The sequence below is a fragment of the Neptunomonas sp. XY-337 genome, assembly GCF_004959845.1.
Classification (GTDB): Bacteria; Pseudomonadota; Gammaproteobacteria; order Pseudomonadales; family Balneatricaceae; genus Neptunomonas; species Neptunomonas marina.
Genome location: NZ_SPLL01000007.1, coordinates 234199 through 252466, shown reverse-complemented (window position 1 = coordinate 252466; position 18268 = coordinate 234199). Strand labels below are relative to the sequence as shown.

Annotated in this window: 20 protein-coding genes; 1 reads left to right on the top strand and 19 read right to left on the bottom strand. The window is 49.3% G+C overall.

Features of this window, described 5'->3' with window-relative positions; all coding sequences use genetic code 11:
* Positions 1-224 precede the first annotated feature (224 nt).
* From der to E4L36_RS15960, 17 genes are all read right to left on the bottom strand, one after another.
* On the bottom strand, positions 225-1646 hold the full coding sequence (der, locus tag E4L36_RS16040) for a ribosome biogenesis GTPase Der (protein WP_136681433.1): 1422 nt from the start codon (positions 1644-1646) through the stop codon (positions 225-227).
* A 71-nt stretch (positions 1647-1717) separates the two neighbouring features.
* Complete coding sequence (gene bamB, locus E4L36_RS16035; protein ID WP_136681432.1) at positions 1718-2857, bottom strand: outer membrane protein assembly factor BamB; 1140 nt, start codon at positions 2855-2857, stop codon at positions 1718-1720.
* 4 nt (positions 2858-2861) lie between these two features.
* Positions 2862-3506: a tetratricopeptide repeat protein gene (locus tag E4L36_RS16030; protein ID WP_240770859.1), complete on the bottom strand. Its 645-nt coding sequence runs from the start codon at positions 3504-3506 to the stop codon at positions 2862-2864.
* Positions 3507-3551: 45 nt separating this feature from the next.
* Positions 3552-4796 carry a histidine--tRNA ligase gene (gene hisS, locus E4L36_RS16025; protein WP_240770857.1) on the bottom strand — a complete coding sequence of 415 codons (1245 nt, stop codon included), beginning with the start codon at positions 4794-4796 and terminating at the stop codon, positions 3552-3554.
* A 42-nt stretch (positions 4797-4838) separates the two neighbouring features.
* Positions 4839-5810, bottom strand: coding sequence for a RodZ domain-containing protein (locus E4L36_RS16020; protein WP_240770849.1), 972 nt, complete (start codon positions 5808-5810; stop codon positions 4839-4841).
* 5 nt (positions 5811-5815) lie between these two features.
* The gene (pilW, locus tag E4L36_RS16015; protein ID WP_127694931.1) at positions 5816-6598 is read right to left on the bottom strand and encodes a type IV pilus biogenesis/stability protein PilW; all 783 of its coding nucleotides are present in this window, start codon (positions 6596-6598) and stop codon (positions 5816-5818) included.
* Between the two features lie 16 nt (positions 6599-6614).
* Positions 6615-7745, bottom strand: coding sequence for a 23S rRNA (adenine(2503)-C(2))-methyltransferase RlmN (rlmN, locus tag E4L36_RS16010; protein ID WP_127694930.1), 1131 nt, complete (start codon positions 7743-7745; stop codon positions 6615-6617).
* A 56-nt stretch (positions 7746-7801) separates the two neighbouring features.
* A complete protein-coding gene (gene ndk, locus E4L36_RS16005) occupies positions 7802-8209 on the bottom strand; it encodes a nucleoside-diphosphate kinase (RefSeq protein ID WP_136681428.1) in 408 nt (135 codons plus the stop codon).
* 115 nt (positions 8210-8324) lie between these two features.
* A complete protein-coding gene (gene iscX / locus E4L36_RS16000) occupies positions 8325-8525 on the bottom strand; it encodes a Fe-S cluster assembly protein IscX (RefSeq protein WP_127694928.1) in 201 nt (66 codons plus the stop codon).
* 9 nt (positions 8526-8534) lie between these two features.
* Positions 8535-8873, bottom strand: a complete 339-nt coding sequence (gene fdx / locus E4L36_RS15995) for an ISC system 2Fe-2S type ferredoxin (RefSeq protein WP_127694927.1) — start codon at positions 8871-8873, stop codon at positions 8535-8537.
* 1 nt (position 8874) lies between these two features.
* Positions 8875-10755, bottom strand: a complete 1881-nt coding sequence (hscA, locus tag E4L36_RS15990) for a Fe-S protein assembly chaperone HscA (protein WP_136681427.1) — start codon at positions 10753-10755, stop codon at positions 8875-8877.
* Between the two features lie 13 nt (positions 10756-10768).
* On the bottom strand, positions 10769-11305 hold the full coding sequence (gene hscB / locus E4L36_RS15985; RefSeq protein ID WP_136681426.1) for a Fe-S protein assembly co-chaperone HscB: 537 nt from the start codon (positions 11303-11305) through the stop codon (positions 10769-10771).
* 17 nt (positions 11306-11322) lie between these two features.
* Positions 11323-11649, bottom strand: a complete 327-nt coding sequence (gene iscA, locus E4L36_RS15980) for an iron-sulfur cluster assembly protein IscA (protein ID WP_136681425.1) — start codon at positions 11647-11649, stop codon at positions 11323-11325.
* A 49-nt stretch (positions 11650-11698) separates the two neighbouring features.
* Positions 11699-12076 (bottom strand): Fe-S cluster assembly scaffold IscU, encoded by a 378-nt coding sequence (iscU, locus tag E4L36_RS15975; RefSeq protein ID WP_127694923.1) that lies wholly within the window; start codon positions 12074-12076, stop codon positions 11699-11701.
* Positions 12077-12103: 27 nt separating this feature from the next.
* Positions 12104-13318 (bottom strand): IscS subfamily cysteine desulfurase, encoded by a 1215-nt coding sequence (locus tag E4L36_RS15970; protein WP_136681424.1) that lies wholly within the window; start codon positions 13316-13318, stop codon positions 12104-12106.
* 25 nt (positions 13319-13343) lie between these two features.
* A complete protein-coding gene (gene iscR / locus E4L36_RS15965) occupies positions 13344-13841 on the bottom strand; it encodes a Fe-S cluster assembly transcriptional regulator IscR (protein WP_127694921.1) in 498 nt (165 codons plus the stop codon).
* Positions 13842-13985: 144 nt separating this feature from the next.
* Positions 13986-14729 carry an RNA methyltransferase gene (locus E4L36_RS15960; protein WP_136681423.1) on the bottom strand — a complete coding sequence of 248 codons (744 nt, stop codon included), beginning with the start codon at positions 14727-14729 and terminating at the stop codon, positions 13986-13988.
* 124 nt (positions 14730-14853) lie between these two features.
* On the opposite strand from E4L36_RS15960, the gene E4L36_RS15955 reads away from it, so the two are divergent.
* Positions 14854-15654, top strand: a complete 801-nt coding sequence (locus E4L36_RS15955; RefSeq protein ID WP_127694919.1) for an inositol monophosphatase family protein — start codon at positions 14854-14856, stop codon at positions 15652-15654.
* A gap of 103 nt (positions 15655-15757) precedes the next feature.
* On the opposite strand, the gene E4L36_RS15950 is transcribed toward E4L36_RS15955, so the two are convergent.
* Together E4L36_RS15950 and E4L36_RS15945 are read right to left on the bottom strand one after the other, a co-directional pair.
* On the bottom strand, positions 15758-17053 hold the full coding sequence (locus tag E4L36_RS15950; RefSeq protein ID WP_136681422.1) for an adenylosuccinate synthase: 1296 nt from the start codon (positions 17051-17053) through the stop codon (positions 15758-15760).
* A 31-nt stretch (positions 17054-17084) separates the two neighbouring features.
* Positions 17085-18266 (bottom strand): ATP phosphoribosyltransferase regulatory subunit, encoded by a 1182-nt coding sequence (locus tag E4L36_RS15945; protein ID WP_127694917.1) that lies wholly within the window; start codon positions 18264-18266, stop codon positions 17085-17087.
* Positions 18267-18268: the final 2 nt, after the last annotated feature.

Below are 18268 nucleotides of genomic sequence, written 5' to 3'. Positions count from 1 at the left end.
TTATCTTCATTATGACTCGTTGTCTTTGTCGTCCTTTCGGTGACTCCCTCAGCGAGTGGAGGCGTATTATAGAGACCTCCCTTCTGCCGTCAACACTTATTTCAACTTTTTAATAAAAAACGCAAAAAAACATCAAAACTGGTTAAAAAACATACAAAACCATTTAAAACCGAACAAAAAAAACACTTCAGATACAAAAAACGCCCCAGTGGGGCGTTTTACTTTTATTTCCGTTTTAGCTTTTTCTTAGCTTTCTCTTTCTTAAGCGTTTTAACGTGTTTTTGCATACGCTCTTTTTTAGCTTGCTGACGCGGCGTAAGGGTATTCTTTTTACCAGCAAAAGGGTTATCCCCTGTTTTGAATTCAAAACGGACAGGAGTCCCTCGAATCTTCAGCACTTTAATGAAGCGGTTTTGCAAATAACGTCGATATGACTGCGGGAGTTGATCAGTCTGATTACCGTGTACAACGATAACTGGCGGATTAGAGCCACCTTGGTGAGCATAACGAAGCTTAATACGGCGACCGGCAACTTGCGGCGGCTGATGATCTGCTACTACGTCTTCCAATAAGGTCGTTAAGCGATTGGTCGCCCACTTCGCCATTGCGCAATCATAAGCTTCGTTAACTGAGCGATACAAATCACCCACGCCACTTCCATGCAGTGCCGAAATGAAATGAAAACGCGCAAAAGCTGCAAACTCCAGCCGACGCTGTACTTGAGCTTTTACATCCTCTTTTTCATCCGCTGACATGCCATCCCACTTGTTAAACGCAATAACAAGTGCACGGCCCGCATCCATAACAAAGCTCAACATATGCAAGTCTTGCTCAGTAACCCCCTGACGGGCATCAATAACAAGCACCGCGACATTCGCATCTTTAATTGCCTGCAATGTCTTAATGATAGAGAACTTTTCAACAGCCTCTTTAACGTTCTTACGACGCCTCACACCCGCAGTATCGATAATCGTGTAAGGCTTTCCGTCGCGCTCATAGGGAATATAAATACTATCCCTTGTTGTACCTGCTTCATCAAAGACAACAACGCGCTCTTCGCCCAATAAACGATTCACTAGCGTAGATTTACCTACGTTTGGACGTCCAACAATCGCGATACGCACACCGGTATCTTGCTCTTCGGTCTCTTCAGGCTCAGGGTATCCGCCAAGAACATACTCAACCAGTAAGCGAACGCCACGGTTATGTGCTGCAGCGATTGCAATCGGCTCACCAAGCCCAAGGGTATGAAAGTCTGCCATCGCAACGTCAGGATCAACACCATCAGTTTTATTCACGACCAAGTGCGCTTCCTTATTGGAGCGGCGCAAGTGGTCGGCGATCATCTCATCTGATGGGTTTAAGCCCGCACGCCCATCAACCAAAAACAGTACAACATCGGCCTCTTCAATAGCTTGTAGGGACTGGCGTGCCATCTCGTGATCAATACCTTCCTCTCCGCCTGTGATACCACCGGTATCAATAACGATAAAAGGCTTCTCACCTAACTTACCATCCCCGTACTTCCGATCACGCGTAACGCCTGGCATATCGTGTACCAGCGCATCTCGCGACCTTGTTAGCCGATTGAAGAGTGTAGATTTACCGACATTCGGTCGGCCAACTAAAGCTATAACAGGAAGCATTTGTCATCCCATAAAATACAACGGCTACCCAACTTGGGTAGCCGTTTTGAATTAACTAATTTGATACTGACTTATTTTAAAGTCAGTGCCAACAAACGGCCACTATCGGTCAAAACGAATAACCGGTTACCACGTGTTTTCATATCGCTAGTGATTGCAGCATCCGCGTCGTATCGAGCAATAAAGCGCCCGTCGATTTGTGATAAAAAGTGGATGTAGCCCTCTCGGTCACCTACTGCAACAACATTACCGAAGGCAGCAGGGGCAGAGAGCATTCGATTTTCAAGCTGTGACTGACTCCAAACACTCGCTGCGTTTTTTGCATCCAATGCCTGCACATGATCGTTTGCTTCGCTAACGTACACATTGCCAAAACCAGACGCTAAGCTCCGATAGCTCGACAGCTTTTTCTTCCACAATGTCTGCGCATTGAAAGGGTTAATAGCGACTAAATCACCTTGGAAGCTGGGGATATACATCACTTTTTCGTAGAGCATAGGACGGCCATCAATATCCGTCATACGCTCTAACTCAGAACGTCCTTCTGGATAAGAGACGGTTTGCTCCCAAAGGGTTGCACCAGAGGCATTATCAAGTGCAACAAACTTTCCGTTGTCTAAACCCGCTAATGTTACGTCCAATGCCACGATAGGAGCACTCGTACCACGCAGCGTTAAACGCGGCGACAACGAGTCGTAACGCCAACGCGTCACTCCAGTATCCGAATCAAGTGCAACAATCGAGCCATTGATCAACTGAACAACGACCAGCTCGTTATTGAGCTGCGGCTCAGCGGTCACCTCAGTGGCCAGCTGCTTACGCCACAGCTCACCACCCGTTAAAGCATCCAAGCAGATAGCTTCGCCTTGCTCGGTGACAACAACAACTTTGTTGTCTCCTGCACCAGCACCTGCTGAGATCGCCTCATCAAGATCAATCTCCCAACGCGGCTCCCCATCATCCAGCGCAAACGCGCCAACGCTCCCATCTGCTGATACTGCGTAGATTTGGTCCCCGCTGATCGTCGCTGCTAATTGGTGAAACTTATCGCCTAAATCACCACCAATCGAGCGCGACCACTCAACAATAACTTGCTTTTCAGCATCAAAATCCACTAATGGTGAAGGCTCAACTTCATCTGAGCCTCCCCATAAACTGCAGCCACTGATAGCTGCAGACAGCAACAAAACTGACGAGATACGCTTAAACATGGGTTTAACCTTCTCCTTGGAGGTCTTCAAACTTCATTGTTAGTAGCGGGTTACCTTGAGCGTTCTCGGCGGCAGCCAGCGCTTGAGCATAGGCATCACGCGCTTGCGCTCGATCGCCCAACTGAACATATAGATCACCCAGTAACTCGAACTTGGGAGACTCAAACTCGGTAGCCGTAACTTTCTGCGCCGCATCGATACCCTTTTGCCACTCGCCCATCGCTCGATACACGCGCGCTTTGCGAAGCAAGGCAATATCCTTCATGGCAGCAGCAGGCTCATTAGCAATAACCCAGTCTAGCTCACTGATCGCCTGTTCGAAGTTTCCTTGCTGCACTGCGACTTTAGCCATTAATAGGCCGGCGAAGCGCGCGTACTCTGTACCACCAAACTCACTTTTAAGCTGCTCAGCCAAGTGCTCACTTGTAGCGTAATCGGAACTCTCTCCGCCATTCACAGCGCTAACCACTGCATCTAGCAAGTTTTGATAGCTGATCGACGCTGCCTCAGCCTCATTGTGCTGCTTCTGCTGCCAACCCTTCCAGCCAAATACCGCAGCCAAAGCAACGACAATGGAAACAACAAGTGACTTGCCATTCTCTTTCCACCATCCTTTGATCGCTTCAATTTGTTCTTCTTCGGTACGCATCTCAGACACTTGAAAACTCTCCTAAAACCTATAAATGCAACAGACTTAAACAGCCCAGTGCTTGGTAACCGTATTCACAATTTCGTTCAATGGCACGGTGGCGATCAGCTCATCTTCGCCCCACAATTTGGCAACAAGACCCTCGCTATCGTCGCCACGCCCGATAAGAACGATATAACGTGCGCCCGTTTGTCTTGCCTTGCTGTTGATGTTCTTTAAACCGGCGCAATGAGTACGCACGCGTAAACCGCTAACCTGGTCACGCATTGCTTCGGCTATTGCCATCACTTCGCCCTGCAAACCTTTTTGTTCTGCAGCCAAGTAAAGATCAAAAGAGGCCCGCTCAGCTGCTGGAACAACGTCTAGCGTTTCTAACAAAAGCACTAGCCGCTCAACACCCATCGCAAACCCAACCGCAGGCGTTGCACGCCCACCTAACTGCTGCACTAGGCCATCATAGCGTCCACCGGCGCATACTGTACCTTGCGCACCCAGCTTATCGGTCACCCACTCAAAAACTGTCTTACAGTAGTAATCCAATCCACGTACCAGTTTTGGATTGATCTCGTAGCTGATACCCGCTTGATCGAGCAAGTCTGTCAACGTTTGAAAATGCTGGCGAGACTCATCATCAAGATACTCGGTAAGCACCGGTGCATCTTCAAGTAAACGCTGAGTTGATTCGACTTTGCTATCGAGAATACGCAAAGGATTCGTACCCAAGCGGCGCTTGCTGTCTTCATCTAGTTGATCTTCGCGCTCAGCCAAGTACTCAACCAAGGCTTGCTTGTACGCTTGGCGACTTTCCAAACTACCGAGTGAGTTTAATTGCAGTGTCACCGCGTCCAAAATCCCAAGCTTGCGCCACAAGCGCGCACTCAGCATGATCAGTTCAGCATCAATATCAGCGCTTGCCATGCCGAACGTCTCGACACCGATTTGATGAAACTGGCGGTAACGACCTTTTTGTGGTTTTTCGTACCGGAACATCGGCCCTTGGTACCAAAGACGCTGGGTTTGGTTAAACAGCAACCCATGCTCTTCACCTGCACGCACACAGCTTGCTGTGCCCTCTGGGCGCAACGTCAGGCTCTCTTCATTGCGATCAAGAAACGTGTACATCTCTTTCTCAACAATATCGGTTACTTCACCAATAGAACGCTTGAAAAGATCAGTTTGCTCGACGACAGGCGTACGTATTTCGTCATAGCCATATGACGCCAGTGTTTCCTTTACCTGCTTTTCAAGATACTGCCACACCGGCGTTTGCGCTGGCAGAATATCGTTCATTCCACGAATAGCTTTAATCTTTGACAACTTACTTACTCTTACTCAATTGCTCGGCAGACTCAATTTAGCCACATTGCCCTTTATGTAACGTTTTAGCTCAATTGCCTCGCCGTTATAGGAGATTTTTTCAACAGATGATGCTCGCCCAACAACCAGTGTCAGCGGGGCAGCACCGGAGATATTCAATGTTTCACCAGATCTTTTCGCCTTGTTGACCAACGTACGTCCGGTAGCATCTTTTAATGTCACCCAGCTCTCGCCGCTAAAAACCATGGCTAGGCCGTCTGTGTTCGCTGCGGGTTGACTGGCTTCAGCTGGCTCGCTTACAGGCGCCGCTGCCTCCGGCTCTGACGCTTCACTCGGGTCAGATACCTCACTTTCGGTTGCAACAGCCGGTTTATCAATTTCAGCTTGCAGGGCCTTGATCTGATCATCGGACAAGTTTTGAGGCTCATCCTCTTGGCCATCAACAGGCTCTGGCGCTACTTCCAACTCAGCTGGTGCCTCGGTTTCTGACAATGTCGGCAAGCGCAACTTATTTCCATCAACTAGCGGCTCTTGCTCTGATGCCGCGACATTACTTTCTATAGCAGCAGGCGTAGGCAAACTAAACTGTGTTTGCCACCACCATACAACCGCAGCGACAAGCAGCAGTAGGAATAACCAGCCCGACCAGCGCATCACTGGGTCACTTAACTTCACCTGCTGCTCTACTTTCGATACAGACTGGATCGGTTGAACGCGCTTCTCTACACCGTAAATCTGGTCAAACATACTGACCAACGGTTCGCTTTCAAGCCCGAGCGCTTTGGCGTAACTGCGAATATAGCCTTTGGCAAACACTAAGCTAGGGAGTTTTTCAAACGCTCCCTCTTCAATCCATTGGATATAACGGACGGGAAGGTTTAGCTCCTCAGCAATATTCTTTTGGGATACCCCCTTCGCTTCCCTTGCTACCAGCAGGCTCTCGCCTGGGAACCGGTTTACCTCCGATACAACACCCTCATCTGGCATACTACTCACTGGAAAGCCTCCTTATAGAGCCGATATTCATCCGATTTAGGGTAAAGGTTTTTCAGCAAAAGGCCATAGGTTGCCGCTGTGCTTGATTTATTCTTCGCGCGCGCAAGCTGAATTCCAAGCCACAGACTACGTGCGGTATGCTCGACACGCTGCTGATTAACGAGCTCAACGAACTGGTCATAGTACGTATCCGCAAGCGTCATGTCTCCCTGCATCAAGTAAAGATCACTTAGCTGGATTAGCGACTCAGGACGCGCCCCACCGGCATTCAGCGAACGCCGGAAGGCTTTAATCGCCGCATCGTCGACATCGATTTTCCGGTAACAGAGGCCGAGGTTTTCAAAGGCTTGAGCGCGGTTAGAATAGAAAGGATCTTGCGTTGCTTGAGCGAGTTGCTTGCAGGCTTCGGTATAGCGCTCTTCTGCGAATAGAAACGCACCGTAATTGTTATGGAACATCGCTGAATCAGGCTCGAGCTCAATCGCCTTCAAGTAGTACTTTTGCGCTAACCCCTTCTCCTCTTCCACTTGAAAAATCAAACCAAGTGCATTGTAGGCTGGGGCAAAATCGGTATCTATCTCAAGTGCTTTCTGCACAGCGACTTTAGCATTCACTAAATCGCCCGATTGTAAATATTGCAGTCCTAGTCGTGTATAAGCCTGCATCGTCGCAGTCGGCGATTTACCTTGCTGCGAAGCGCTTTCAGTCACCGTACTGCAACCTGTTAGTGTTCCGCTTCCTGCGATAATCGCAAGTACAACAATCAGAGGCCTAATCACGCCCTGTCTCCTCACATTACAATGGCTTAGCACCCTCAGCCACACTCTCTTGTTTGATGGGAATATACTTCCCACTGCGGCGCGTTCGGTCTTCAACTTGACCAACAAGCTGCCCGCATGCAGCATCAATTTCATCACCACGCGTACGACGTACAGTAGTCAACACGCCTGCTTTAAGCATAACATCTTTGAAACGCAAAATAGCATCTTCTGACGGACGCTCATAACCTGAGTTTGGAAACGGATTGAACGGAATCAAATTAAGCTTACAAGGGACTTGCTTGAGCAGTTTTCCTAGCTCTTTTGCATGCTGGGGCTGATCATTCACACCAGCCATCAACGTGTACTCGATGGTGATAACCCGCTTATCATTCAAGTTTTCTAGGTAACGATTACACGCAGCAATCAGTTCTTTGATTGGGTAGCGTTTATTGATAGGGACCAGCACATCGCGCAACTCATCGTTCGGAGCATGCAGAGAGATTGCCAAAGAACAATCTGTGTACTCGCGCAGCTTATCCAACGCAGGCACAACACCCGCGGTGCTCAATGTAACGCGGCGCTTTGACAAACAGTACGCATTGTCTTCCATCATCAACTGGATTGCAGCCACAACATTATTGAAGTTCATGAGAGGTTCGCCCATGCCCATCAATACGACGTTGGTTACGCGGCGCGGCCCGGAAGGGTCCATTGGCCCAAAAGACTTGATCGCGATGCGTACCTGACCAATGATCTCTGCAGCCGATAAGTTGCGATTAAAACCTTGCTTGCCTGTGGAACAGAAGCTGCAATCAAGCGAGCATCCAACCTGAGACGACACGCACAATGTTGCACGATCCCCTTCAGGGATAAGCACCGTTTCGACACACGAGCCACCATCGACACGAATAACCCATTTACGGGTACCATCACGCGAGATGTTTTGCATCACCACCTCTGGCTCTCTTATTTCTGCGACAGCGGCGAGCTTTTCACGTAAAGCTTTACTGATATTCGTCATCTCATCAAAGCTTTCAGCGCCAAGCTGATGGATCCATTTCAAAACCTGCGTTGCGCGGAATCGCTTCTCACCCAGTTCAGCAAAAAAAGCATCCATCTGCTCTGGAGACATCCCTAACAAGTTGGTTTTTGTGGATTCACTCATGTCAAAACTCTATAAATAGTTGAAAGCAGGAAGCAAAAAGCTTCCTGCTAGTATGATTACTTACCGAAGAAGTAAGCGATTTCACGCTCTGCAGATGCAGCAGAGTCAGAACCGTGCACAGCGTTCGCGTCGATAGACTCAGCGAAGTCACGGCGGATAGTACCTTCAGCAGCTTCCTGTGGGTTTGTAGCACCCATCAGATCACGGTTAGCCATGATTGCGTTCTCGCCTTCTAGAACTTGAACAACAACCGGACCAGATGTCATGAAAGCAACAAGATCGCCAAAGAATGGACGCTCTTTGTGCTCTGCGTAGAAGCCTTGAGCTTCTTCGTCAGACAGCTGCTTCATTTGCATCTCAACAATTTTCAGGCCTGCTTTTTCGAAGCGAGACTCGATTTCACCGATAACATTCTTTGCTACGGCATCTGGTTTGATAATAGATAGTGTGCGCTCGATCGCCATCTCAATAATCCCCTAAACTTAGGCTATTTCTAAAAAACGCGCCATTATAAGCGATACCAATGAAAAGGGACAACAGAGCAATCAAAAAGCCCGGTCTATTAACCGGGCTTTCGCATTAATCCATCTCTTCGATCCAAGCCATCTGGATCGCTTCTAAAACCTTCTCTCCGCATCGCTCGGGATCATCATCAAACCCCTCCAATGCCATCACTTTCTGATAAAGATCTGGAAAGCTGATTGTCAACGGACTCGTATCGGGATATTGCTCCACCAACTCAATCGCAATATCTTGAACATCGACCCAATGCAAGCTCATAAGAACCTCCTAATGACGTTCTGAAACTTGGTTTAGCGTGTAGCGCGGGAGTTCAACTACGAGATCCTCATCGCTCACCATTGCTTGGCAACTTAACCGCGACTCAGGCTCAAGCCCCCACGCTTTATCGAGCATATCGTCCTCTAACTCATCGGACTCTTCGAGCGAGTTAAAGCCCTCTCGCACGATGACATGGCAGGTCGTACATGCACATGATTTTTCACAAGCATGTTCGATCTCAATACCATTAGCGAGCGCAGCATCACAAATCGTAACACCTGGCTCAGCTTCGATAACTTTACCTTCCGGGCATAGCTCATCATGCGGAAGAAATATAATTTGCGGCACGTTAAGCCCCCTTCTCAATTTCTTGGATAGTATGCCCTTGCAGCGCCTTTTGGATATTGGCATCCATGCGACGTGATGCAAATTCATCACTCGCTTTTGCTAGGCGCTCAACACCTTGTTCGATAGCGGCAGTATCGTCACCTTGCGCCAGCTCACGCAGTTGTAAAATCTCGTTGTGTAGCTCGCTATGCTCAGACTCGCTGAGCAAAACTTTGCCATCAGTATTCAGCGCTTGCTCAAGCGCAAGGATCAATCGATTCGCCTCGACCTGCTGCTCACGCAAAGCACGCAACGCCATATCACCCTTCGCAGAATCATAAGATGCGCGCAGCATGTCAGCGATCTGTGCATCATTCAGCCCATACGAAGGCTTCACTTGAATTTGGCTTTCAGTACCTGTGGATAACTCTTTCGCAGCAACACTGAGCAAACCGTCCGCATCGACTTGGAAACTCACGCGAATCTTAGCGGCACCCGCAGCCATCGGGGGAATACCCCGCAGCACAAATTTAGCCAACGAACGGCAATCATCAACCAGTTCTCGCTCACCCTGCAAAATATGCACAACCATGGCGGTTTGCCCATCTTGATAGGTCGTAAACTCTTGTGCTCTGGCAACCGGTATCGCCGTATTACGGTGGATAACCTTCTCAACCAGACCACCCATCGTTTCCAAGCCCAACGACAACGGAATAACGTCCAGCAGCAACATGTCGGCATCAGGTTTGTTACCGGCAAGAACATCCGCTTGAATCGCTGCACCCAGCGCAACCACACGATCAGGATCGATATCGACGTGCGGTTCGCGGCCAAATAGTTCAGCAACCTGCTGGCGCACCAACGGTACTCGTGTGGAGCCACCCACCATTACAATCTCTTCGATATCTTCCAACGATAGGGAGGCATCGCGCACAACGCGCTTACAAGCACGAATAGTCTTCTTAACTAATGCATCAACTAATTCGTCAAACTGCACGCGACTCACAGAAACGGAGATCTCTTTCCCCGCCAAATCAATCGACGCCCAAGCTTCATCAGCAGTCGTCAGTTGCTCTTTAACCGAACGCGCCTGCTCCATCAACTGACGCGATAGTGATGCGGTCATCTGAGTACGTACATCGGCTTGCTCCGATATCCACTCAGCTAGCAAACTGTCGAAATCATCGCCGCCTAACGCACTATCACCGCCGGTAGCCAACACTTCAAATACACCTCGGCTAAGGCGCAAGATTGAAACATCAAACGTCCCGCCGCCTAGATCATAAACCAAGATTGTACTGTCTTCTTTTTGGTCGAGTCCGTAAGCCACTGCTGCAGCTGTCGGCTCACTGAGCAGGCGCAGAACATTGATGCCTGCTAGCGTCGCTGCATCTTTCGTTGCTTGACGCTGAGCATCGTCAAAATAAGCGGGCACTGTGATAACCGCACCTTTAAGGTCACCACCAAGCGACTCTTCAGCCCGTTCAACAAGATGCTTCAAGATCTCTGCTGATACTTGCACAGGGCTACGCTCACCCTGTGCGGTATTGATGAACGGCATACCGCCTTCACCTTCAACAAAGTCGTACGGCAAGACATCCTGGAAAGACTTAACATCAGCTAAGCCACGACCCAACAAGCGTTTGGCGGACACAATCGTATTGTGCGCATCAGTGGTAGCCGCTTCGCGTGCTGCGTACCCGACCTCTACAGCACCGCCTTCACAGTAGCGCACCACCGATGGCAATGTATGACGCCCTTCAAGATCTGGCAGAGTCACTGCTTCGCCACTACGCACAGTAGCAACAAGCGAGTTTGTTGTGCCCAAATCAATACCAACTGCCAGCTTATGCTCGTGCGGGGCAGCGCTTTGACCCGGTTCTGCGATCTGTAGTAGTGCCATATCTTTAACCTAATTATCCGTCTAAATCGTGTTCTGCTTGAGCAATTTCACTGCTTAGTTTGGTGAGAAACTGCATTTTACGCACCGCTGTTGCTGCATCCTCGAGACTAGTATCATCACCATGCGCGTATGCGTTCTTAAATGCGTTTTCTAGCGCACGCAACTGCACCTCGACACGATCAGAGAGCGACTCAAGAACATCAAATGGATCATCCGAAGCTTTTGCACTTTCAAGCGTTTCACGAAGCTCCATCTGCTCAAATAGGAACGCAGGATCAATCGATACCGATGCTTCACTGTGAGTGTCGATGCCCTTTAACGTCAGCAGATACTGCGCCCGCAACAAAGGTGATTTAAGCGTTGCCATCGCCTCGTTAAGATAGGCCGTATACTGCACAGCCATACGCTGTTCCCGGTCAGAAGCGTGGGCGAACTTGTCAGGATGTAGCTGTTTTTGTAGGTCTCGGTAACGCTCCGAGACATAAGAGAGGTCAATATCGAACGCTTCTGAAACGCCCAAAAATGCAAAGTAGTTCTGCTGAATATCCATAGTGAACCGAGCTACGCTTAAATATTGAAGCTTTCGCCGCAGCCACACTCGTTACGAACATTAGGGTTATTGAATTTAAACCCTTCGTTCAGACCTTCTTTAACGAAATCCAGCTCCGTGCCATCCAGATAAACAAGGCTTTTTGGATCAATCACAACTTGTAAACCTGCACCCACCTCGAAGACTTCATCTTCAGGTTCTGCGTGGTCGACAAACTCCAAGACGTAAGCCATGCCAGAGCATCCAGATGTTCTCACACCGACACGAATGCCGCAGCCCGACCCACGCTGAGTCAAGTAATGAGATACATGCTGCTGCGCAGCGGGCGTCATTGTAATTGCCATAATCCATCCTTACTGGCCACCCAGATGGCGGCCAGTTAATCGCCGTTATCTATTGCTTTTTCTTGTAGTCATCAATTGCCGCTTTGATCGCATCTTCGGCAAGTACCGAGCAGTGGATCTTAACTGGCGGTAACGCTAGCTCTTCTGCAATCTCGGTGTTCTTCAAGTTTGCAGCTTCATCTAGTGACATGCCTTTAACCCACTCCGTGATCAGCGAGCTTGATGCAATGGCGGAGCCGCATCCGTAGGTTTTGAACTTAGCATCTTCGATAACACCCTCATCAGACACTTTGATCTGCAGGCGCATTACGTCGCCACATGCTGGTGCACCGACCATGCCTGTACCAACGTTAGCGTCGTTATCGTCCATCTTGCCAACATTACGCGGATTCTCGTAATGATCGATTACTTCTTCACTGTAAGCCATATCTATTCTCCAATCACCATCCGCAGATTAGTGGTGAACCCATTCTACTTTGCTCAGATCAACGCCGTCTTTGTACATATCCCACAAAGGCGACAGCTCACGTAATTTATCAACCGCTTGACGAATCTGCCCCACCGCATGATCGATCTCCTCTTCTGTCGTAAAACGACCGAACGAGAAGCGAATGGAGCTATGTGCTAACTCATCGCTCAACCCAAGTGCACGCAGCACATAGGAAGGCTCCAAGCTTGCCGATGTACACGCAGAACCAGAAGATACCGCCAGATCTTTCAGCGACATCAGTAGCGACTCACCCTCAACAAAGGCAAAGCTAACATTCAAGTTTGCAGGCAAACGCTGATCAATGGAGCCATTGATATGAACCTCTTCCATATCGTTCAAGGCATTCCACATACGGTCACGCAGCGCCAAGGCTTTGTCTGCATCTTTCTGCATATCTTCTTGAGCGACTCTAAATGCTTCACCCATACCAACGATTTGATGGGTCGGTAAAGTACCCGAACGCATGCCACGCTCATGACCACCGCCATGCATCTGCGCCTCAAGGCGAACACGCGGCTTACGACGCACATACAGCGCGCCAATGCCTTTCGGGCCATAAATTTTGTGCGCGCTAAAAGACATCAGATCAACCTTTGTCTTCGACAAATCAATCGGCATTTTGCCAACGCTTTGCGCCGCATCAACATGGAAAAACACACCTTTACTGCGTGTAAGCTCACCAATCGCGTCGATGTCGGTAATCGTGCCAATTTCGTTATTAACATGCATAAGCGAGACCAAAATCGTATCGTCACGCAGCGCTTCAGCGACGCGTTCAACGCTGATCAAACCTTCGCTATCTGGATCAAGGTAAGTCACCTCAAAGCCTTCACGCTCAAGTTGACGACATGTATCTAGCACCGCTTTATGCTCGATCTTGGACGTAATAATGTGCTTGCCCTTTTTATGGTAAAAATGAGCAATACCTTTGATGGCCAAGTTGTCAGATTCGGTAGCGCCCGATGTCCAAACAATCTCGCGTGGATCTGCGCTAACGAGATCTGCAACCTGTTTACGTGCAGTCTCTACCGCTTCTTCAGCCTTCCAACCAAACAGGTGAGAACGCGAAGCTGGATTACCGAAGTTGCCCTCAAGCGTTAGACACTCCATCATCTTTTCAGCGACGCGAGGGTCTACCGGTGTCGTTGCAGAATAATCAAAATAGATTGGTAACTTCATTTTCTAACTCCAGTACCCTTATGCACTAAACAGCAGCTTTATCTGCCAGCAATGATTCATTAGACGTGAGAAAAATTTGACTGCTCTGTCGACGGTCTTGGCGCTCAGCAACGTCTCGGACATCTTTGCGTGCCACCAAATCAGCCAACGAAATTCCATTAAGAAATGAGTGGATCTGCGTACTGAGATCACACCAGAGGTGATGCGTTAAACAGGTCTCGCCACCTTGGCAGTCCCCGGAGCGATCACAACCTGTCGCTTCAACGGATTCGTTAACTGCATCAATAACCTGCGCTACACTAATCATATCTTGAGCATGATTGAGCTGGTAACCGCCGCCTGGGCCACGAACACTGCGCACAAGACTAGAACGCCGCAACTTCGCAAAAAGCTGTTCAAGATAAGATAGCGAGATACCTTGGCGCTCAGATATATCAGCCAAGCTAATTGGCCCTCTGCCCTCATGTAACGCCAAATCAAGCATTGCCGTTACTGCATAGCGTCCTTTCGTAGTCAGCCTCATAATGTTCACCCAAGCCTTAATTCAGTGTCTGAATTATGCAATACCTGACAAAAACAGTCAAGAATAAAACCAAGCATTTAACTCAGGTTTATACAAAATGAGGCGACAGAGTATACCACCCATACGCTGAAATAGCTTCCAAGACTATTGTTTATTGGTTTTCTCGATGTGCGTTAAGATGCCGCGTACGATATTGACCTCAACTTTATCGAGCACCGCGCGCTGAAAAACACGGCGCAACCGCGGCATAAGCTGGCGCGGGTTATCGGGGTCGAGAAAGTCGATCTCCACAAGCACTTTTTCTAAATGCGCATACATCAGCTCGAGCTCTTTATGCTCAGCAAGATCAATATCCCACTCAGTACCCCATTGCGGTGCGTCCTGCTTAGCCTGCTCAGGTGCCAGCTCCGCCATCCGCAATTCATAAGTAATCACCTGCACCGCAGCGGCAATGTTGAGTGAGCTAAAAGACTCATCTGAAGGAATATGCACGTGATGGTGACACAACTGTAGCTCTTCATTCGTTAGGCCTCGGTCCTCGCGCCCAAAAACGACTGCCACCTTTGTACCCTCTTGAACACGGCTCACCACCCCCGCCATTTCACGCGGATCCATAACTGGCCAAGGAATATGGCGGCCTCGTGCACTGGTTCCAAATACCAAAGAAGCATCAGCTATGGCCTCTGGCAGCGTTTCAACAAGCGTCGCATTATCCAGCAGATCCGTTGCACCCGATGCACGCGCTACAGCATCATCAGAGGGAAAGACATTAGGCTTGACCAAAACGAGATCGCTTAAGCCCATATTTTTCATAGCACGAGCAACGCCACCAATGTTGCCGCTGTGAGTTGTGTTGACCAATACGATGCGAATATCTGATAAGTTCATGGTTATCCAGTACTAAAAGCGTGAATTATGGCCATTAGTTTAACAGATTGCCTCGACAGGTATTCTGTCTGGGCCGTTGCTTTTGTATAATTCTCTTTTTGGTTTAAACCTCAGGTCCAAATTAATGCAACCCATGCTGAATATTGCCCTGCGCGCTGCGCGCCTCGCAGGAGAACAGATCGCCCGTGCCGCTGAACGACTCGATCTTATGAAGTCAGAACAAGAAAGTGTTGGTGAGTTTATCTCTGACGCTGCGACAAAGGCGGAACAAACAATCGCTTTTACTATTCAAAAAGCGTATCCAGCTCACGCAATCCACGGCGAATACTCAGGCCAATACCAACCCAGTGAAGGTGAAGCTGAGGTCACCTGGCAGATCAATCCAATTGACAGCCTCGCCAACTTTTCTAATGGCATTCCTGCGTTCGCCATTTGCATGTCGGCTGTTATTAAGGGCCGCATTGAACACGCCCTTATTCTCAACCCACTCACTGGCGAAGAGTACACCGCAAGCCGCGGAAATGGTGCGCAGCTAAACGGTAAGCGTATACGTACGACAAACCTGCGCGCTCTAGATCAAGCTGTTATTGGTACCTGCTTCTTAAACACGCCAAAAGAGAAAGCTCGTTTTGATGTGTACAAAGCGATCTTCTGCCATCTGCAAACAGCGGGCGCTGTTACACACAACGGCGGCTCAGTTGCACTAAACATGGCTTATACAGCGGCAGGCCGATTCGACGGTTTCGTACAGCAAGGTGCGAATAAAGAACTACTTGATGCCGGTGCACTGCTGATCCAAGAAGCCGGCGGTTTGCTCGGCGATTTCCGTGGCGGCAACACGTTCCGCGAACACGGCGATACTGTAGCTGCGAACCCTAAGTTGTTTAAAGCACTGCTAAAAAGCATCCACCAAGCGACGGCTTAGCCCCCTCCCTAACCATTAGATAGGTAAATGTCCGCTAGCAACATAAATAGCGGACACAAAAAAACCGGCATAAGCCGGTTTTTTTTCGCATCAACACTATATATTACGCATCGAACGGATCACGCAATACGATAGTCTCGTTGCGATCTGGGCCAGTAGAGACAATATCCACAGGCGCTTCAATCAGCTCTTCTAAACGCTTGATATAATCGCGTGCCGCTTGTGGCAAAGCATCTAATGACTTAGCACCCACTGTGGAGTCGCTCCAGCCCGATAGAGTTTCATATACAGGCTCAACCGCTTCGTAGTCTTCGCTACCTGTTAGTGTTTCAACAACATTGCCTGCAGCATCGCGGTAACCAACGCACACTTTGATCTCTTCCAAGCCATCCAGAACGTCCAACTTGGTCAAGCAAATGCCGGATACAGAGTTGATCTGAATAGCATGCTTCAACGCAACAGCATCAAACCAACCACAACGACGCTCACGACCGGTGGTTGCACCAAACTCATGCCCTTTTGTACCTAGATGCATACCAACATCGCAGCTCAGCTCAGTTGGGAATGGACCGCTACCTACGCGTGTTGTGTAAGCCTTGGTAATACCCAGAATGTAATCTAGGTAAAGAGGCCCAAAGCCAGAACCTGTCGATGTACCACCAGCCGTTGTATTTGAAGAGGTAACGTACGGATAAGTACCGTGGTCGATATCCAACAACGAACCCTGAGCACCTTCAAACATGATGCTATCGCCGTTTTTGCGCTTCTCGTGCAAAATTGCCGTTACATCAGCCACAAGTGGACGCAACTCTTCTGCCATCGCCAGCGCTTCTTCCAAGACGGCTTCAACGCTAACTTCCTCAGCTTGATAGTAATTCTTCAGCACGAAGTTGTGATAAGCCATCACTTCACGCAGTTTCGTCTCAAAACGCTCTGCATCCAGCATATCGGCTAGACGTAAACCACGGCGTGCGACTTTATCTTCGTATGCAGGACCGATACCACGCCCCGTCGTACCGATTTTTGCGTTACCGCGTGCAGCTTCGCGAGCTTGGTCCAGTGCAACGTGATATGGCAGGATCAATGGGCAAGCAGGACTCAAACGCAAACGTTCGCGAACTGGCACGCCAGCTTCTTCCAGCCCCTTCATCTCTTTCAACAGAGCTTCTGGCGAGAGCACTACACCGTTACCGATCAAACACAATACGTTGTCACGCAAAATCCCTGATGGAATCAAATGCAGTACAGTCTTTTGACCGTCGATAACCAATGTGTGACCTGCATTGTGGCCACCCTGAAAACGCGCTACAGCCGACACTTTATCCGTTAGCAGATCTACGATCTTACCTTTACCTTCGTCGCCCCACTGCGTACCTAAAACAACTACGTTCTTGCCCATTGCTGTCTCTAAACTCATTTCGTTCATTCGTTTACGACGCTTGGGTCACAACCCAGCTGTCGCCTTGTTTCACCAACCGACGCTCGACACCAGCATCATCTGATGTGTCTCCAGGCAGTTGCTGCACCACGCGCTCTCCTTGAGAACGCAACTCGGCAATTTTGCTCAATAACTCAGATTCATTGCCTTGCGGGGCGAGAATACTGCCAGCATTGCCGTTCGTATCGACGGTTAGATCCGCCAAAACTTTAAGGTCTGTACTAAAGCCCGTTGCCGGTCTTGCACGCCCAAAATCTTTACCAATCGCGTCATAACGACCGCCTTTCGCGATCGCTTGACCGAAAACAGGCGTCAATGCAGAAAACACGACCCCAGTGTGATAGTTATAGCCACGCAGCTCACCCAGATCGAAATACAGATCAACGCGCGGATAGCGCTCTTGCAGGCGACCCGCCAGCGTTTCTAAGTAAACGATCGCGTCTAAAACATCGGCCGATGGGTTTTGCAACTGCTGCTTGGCACGCGCTAACACCTCAACACCGCCATTCAGCGTTGGCAGCAGCGACAAGTTGTGCACGACATCCTCTGCCGCATCTAACTGCGCCAGGTAATCACGCAGTTCTGGCAACGCTTTGCGGCCAAGCAACTCCATGTACTGCTTTGTCTGCTGCTGCGATAAACCTGCGCCAGCTACCAGCCCCTGGAAGATACCGACATGGCCAAGATCCAAGCTCAGCTCATCTTCTAAACCAGCGGCTATCAGCGTTTCAATCATTAGGGCGATCACTTCGATATCACTCTCGATACCAGCGTGGCCATACAACTCTGCGCCAAGCTGCAGCGGATTGCGCGATGCCAAACCATTAACAGCATGCGTATGCAACACAGAACCGCAGTAACACAGGCGGTTAGCACCATCACCCGTCATACGGTGCGCATCAATACGCGCCACCTGCGGGGTGATATCAGCTCGGATACCCAAGGTATGACCCGTCAACTGGTCAATAAGCTTGAAAGTTTTGAGATCGAGATCTTCACCTACACCGGTTAACAATGACTCCATATGCTCCATCAAAGGCGGCATTACGAGGTCATAACCCCAGCAGTTATAAAGATCCAGCAGTTTGCGACGTAGTGCTTCGACCTGATGAGCACGCGGAGGTAGCATCTCCTTCACACCATCAGGCAGCAACCAGCGATCAGCCAACGCCATGT

Coding starts and splice junctions, on each gene's coding strand:
- E4L36_RS15955 (WP_127694919.1), top strand. CDS start 14,854: ATGCAACCCATGCTGAATATTGCCCTGCGCGCTGCGCGCCTCGCAGGA.
- iscA (WP_136681425.1), bottom strand. CDS start 11,649: ATGGCAATTACAATGACGCCCGCTGCGCAGCAGCATGTATCTCATTAC.
- iscX (WP_127694928.1), bottom strand. CDS start 8,525: ATGAGCTTGCATTGGGTCGATGTTCAAGATATTGCGATTGAGTTGGTG.
- E4L36_RS16030 (WP_240770859.1), bottom strand. CDS start 3,506: ATGCGTACCGAAGAAGAACAAATTGAAGCGATCAAAGGATGGTGGAAA.
- iscR (WP_127694921.1), bottom strand. CDS start 13,841: ATGAGGCTGACTACGAAAGGACGCTATGCAGTAACGGCAATGCTTGAT.
- ndk (WP_136681428.1), bottom strand. CDS start 8,209: ATGGCGATCGAGCGCACACTATCTATTATCAAACCAGATGCCGTAGCA.
- E4L36_RS15970 (WP_136681424.1), bottom strand. CDS start 13,318: ATGAAGTTACCAATCTATTTTGATTATTCTGCAACGACACCGGTAGAC.
- hisS (WP_240770857.1), bottom strand. CDS start 4,796: ATGAACGATATTCTGCCAGCGCAAACGCCGGTGTGGCAGTATCTTGAA.
- E4L36_RS16020 (WP_240770849.1), bottom strand. CDS start 5,810: ATGCCAGATGAGGGTGTTGTATCGGAGGTAAACCGGTTCCCAGGCGAG.
- E4L36_RS15945 (WP_127694917.1), bottom strand. CDS start 18,266: ATGGCGTTGGCTGATCGCTGGTTGCTGCCTGATGGTGTGAAGGAGATG.
- E4L36_RS15950 (WP_136681422.1), bottom strand. CDS start 17,053: ATGGGCAAGAACGTAGTTGTTTTAGGTACGCAGTGGGGCGACGAAGGT.
- iscU (WP_127694923.1), bottom strand. CDS start 12,076: ATGGCTTACAGTGAAGAAGTAATCGATCATTACGAGAATCCGCGTAAT.
- hscA (WP_136681427.1), bottom strand. CDS start 10,755: ATGGCACTACTACAGATCGCAGAACCGGGTCAAAGCGCTGCCCCGCAC.
- rlmN (WP_127694930.1), bottom strand. CDS start 7,745: ATGAGTGAATCCACAAAAACCAACTTGTTAGGGATGTCTCCAGAGCAG.
- E4L36_RS15960 (WP_136681423.1), bottom strand. CDS start 14,729: ATGAACTTATCAGATATTCGCATCGTATTGGTCAACACAACTCACAGC.
- hscB (WP_136681426.1), bottom strand. CDS start 11,305: ATGGATATTCAGCAGAACTACTTTGCATTTTTGGGCGTTTCAGAAGCG.
- der (WP_136681433.1), bottom strand. CDS start 1,646: ATGCTTCCTGTTATAGCTTTAGTTGGCCGACCGAATGTCGGTAAATCT.
- bamB (WP_136681432.1), bottom strand. CDS start 2,857: ATGTTTAAGCGTATCTCGTCAGTTTTGTTGCTGTCTGCAGCTATCAGT.